The 2,977-nt window shown below is 71.8% G+C and carries 2 protein-coding genes; both read left to right on the plus strand.

All coding sequences use genetic code 11. From position 1 onward, the window contains the following. On the plus strand, positions 1–1,010 hold a 1,010-nt coding region (locus GT354_RS42680; protein ID WP_161362244.1), incomplete at its 5' end, for a M4 family metallopeptidase. A gap of 305 nt (positions 1,011–1,315) precedes the next feature. After that, the gene (locus tag GT354_RS42685; RefSeq protein WP_161362246.1) at positions 1,316–2,740 is read left to right on the plus strand and encodes a cytochrome P450; all 1,425 of its coding nucleotides are present in this window, start codon (positions 1,316–1,318) and stop codon (positions 2,738–2,740) included. Positions 2,741–2,977: the final 237 nt, after the last annotated feature.

The raw sequence follows: 2,977 nt of genomic DNA on the forward strand, positions 1-2,977 counted from the left end.
GGGAACACCTGTACTCCTACGAGGCCGTGCGCTCCGGCACCGCCGAGGGCCAGTACAACGGCTCGGTGACCATCGGCACCAAGTCCGGCCTGTTCGGGTACGAGATGACCGACACCGCTCGCGGCAACCATCGCACCTACAACATGCGACACGCCACGTCCGGCCAGGGGGCCCTGTTCACCGACCCGGACGACCACTGGGGCAACGGCTCGCAGAGCAACGACCAGACCGCAGGGGTCGACGTCCACTACGGCGCGGCCATGACCTGGGACTACTTCAAGGACGTCCACGGCCGCGTCGGAATCCGCGGCGACGGGGCCGCGGCCTACAGCCGGGTCCACGCCGGCAACAACCTCAAGAATGCCTTCTGGCAGGACGACTGCTTCTGCATGACGTACGGCGACGGTGCGGGCAATGCCAAACCGCTGACCGAACTGGACGTGGCCGGACACGAGATGACCCACGGCGTCACGTCGGCGACCGCCGGTCTGCGGTACGCCCGCGAGTCCGGTGGGCTCAACGAGGCCACCAGTGACATCTTCGGCAGCGCGGTCGCCTTCCACGCGAACAACGCCAAGGACCGGCCGAGTTACCTCATGGGCAGGCTCATCGACTACCGAGGCGACGGCACCCCGCTGCGCCGACTGGACCGCCCGTCCAGTGACGGACGCTCCCCGGACTACTGGTACGACGGCATCGCCGACATCGACGTGCACTACTCCTCGGGACCGGCGAACCACTTCTACTACCTGCTCGCCGAGGGCAGTGGAGCCAAGACCATCAACGGCATCGCGTACGACAGTCCGACCTACGACGGCAAGCCCGTCCCCGGAATCGGCCGCGCGAAGGCCGAACGGATCTGGTACCGGGCCCTCACCACGTACATGACCTCCACCACCGACTACGCGGGCGCCCGCCGGGCCACCCTCTCGGCCGCCGGCGACCTCTACGACGCCGACACCGTCGCGGTGGTCGCCGCCACGTGGGAGGCGATCAACGTACGCGGCTGACCCGACCACCGACCGACCCACCACCGACCCACCCACCGATCACCGGCTCAGCCGGGAGGCGGGACCGGCACCTCCGCCCCCGGTCCGGCCTCCGGGCCGAGCCGCCTCCGCGCCGCGAGCGAACACGCCGCACGGCACGCCCCGTTCACACCACACCGCACCGTTCCGCCGGTCGTCCCCCCGCACCCGGCCCGATACTGCTCAAATGAGCGGGACCGACAGGTGAAACGAGCAGGACCGACAGGGCGCGGCGGCGCGGCCCGATCCGGAGGCCGCCGCTCCCCCGGACCACCAGGGAGCGATCCGTGACCGCCCACCCCCAGCCGCCGCGCTCCACCGCAACCGCCACACGCGCCGCCCGAGCCCCCGGCGGGTGGCCCGTGGTCGGCCATCTCCCGCACCTGCTCCGCGCGCCGTTGAGCTTCCTGGGCTCGCTGCCCGCGCACGGCGACCTGGTCGAGATTCGGCTCGGCCCCCGCCCCGCGTTCGTGCTGTGTCACCCCGAACTCGCGAAGCAGGTCATGGCGGACGGCCGTACCTTCGACCGGATCGGTCCGCTCTACGAAGGCTCGCGCGCGGCCCTGGGCAACGGTCTGGCGACCTGCCCGCACGCCGACCACCGTCGCCAACGCCTGCTCATGCAACCCGCGTTTCGTGCCGAGCACTTGGCCGGCTACGCCGATGTCATGCGCGCGGGTATCGCCACCGTCGTGGACCGCTGGCAGCCGGGCGCGGTCGTCGACATCGTGGACGAGATGTTCGCACTCACCACGACGGTCGCCGTGCGCACCCTCTTCGGCTCCGACGTGGACGACCACGACATCGGCGAACTTCGCGACAGCCTCGACACCTTCCTCCGGGGCGTGTATGTGCGGGCGCTGCTCCCCGCCGTCGACAGCGTGCCCACTCCGAACAGCCGCCGCTACGCACGCGCGTTGGCCACCTGGCGCACCCACGTGACCCGTATCGTCGCCGACCGCCGCGCCGGCGGCGCGGATCAAGCCGAGCGCACCGACGGCCACGATCTGCTCTCGCGCCTGATCGCCGCTCGCGACGACGACGGCGGGGCGATGACGGAACGGGAACTACACGACCAGGTCGCCGTGTTGATCCTGGCCGGCGCCGAGACGACCTCCTCCACGCTCGCCTGGACCCTGCACCTCGTCGCGAACCACCCCGACGCGGAACGGGCCCTGCACGCCGAGGTCGATGCCGTACTCGACGGCGGCATCGCCACCCTGGACGACGTGCCCCGCCTGCCGTGGACGACAAAGGTGATCCGCGAATCCCTGCGCCTGTACCCGCCGGCGTGGGTCCTGCCGCGCACCACCACGCGCGATGTCGACCTCGCGGGCCGTCGGGTGCGGGCCGGCAGCACGATCGTCTTCAGCCCGTACATCCTGCACCGCCATCCCGGCTTCCACGACGACCCGGACCGCTTCCGCCCGGAGCGCCACAGCACCGGCGTCGGCGACAGCGACCGCTCCGCCCCGGACCCGTGGTCGCGCAGCTCGTTCGTCCCCTTCGGCAGTGGCCCCAACAAGTGCATCGGCGACACCTTCGCCCTGACCGAGACCACCCTCGCCCTGGCCTCCATCGCCGCCCGCTGGCGCCTGCGGCCGGCCGACAGCAGGCCGGTCCGCCCCGTCCCACGCAGCGTCCTCACCCCGAGCCGCCTCCGCATGCGCCCGACTCCCCGCCACGCACACCCACCCGCGGCCGATGCCTGAGCGAACCCGGGACCGAAGCGAGCCCGGGACCGAGCGGAAGGACGGTCTCACGGACGGCGTGAGGGCCGAGGGAATACCGCGGCCGCCCGCCGGGGGTCGGTGAACGACGGGTCGCGGTCGGGGGCGCGCCACCGTCCGGGTGACAATGCCCCTTTGGTCCCGTACGCGGTGCTATCTCTGATGCGGGTCGGTCGGGCGCGTGCGGCATGTCGTGCCGAGTCCGACGGCCTCGGCGTG

The sequence above is a fragment of the Streptomyces sp. SID3343 genome (genome assembly GCF_009865215.1).
Taxonomy (GTDB): domain Bacteria; phylum Actinomycetota; class Actinomycetes; order Streptomycetales; family Streptomycetaceae; genus Embleya.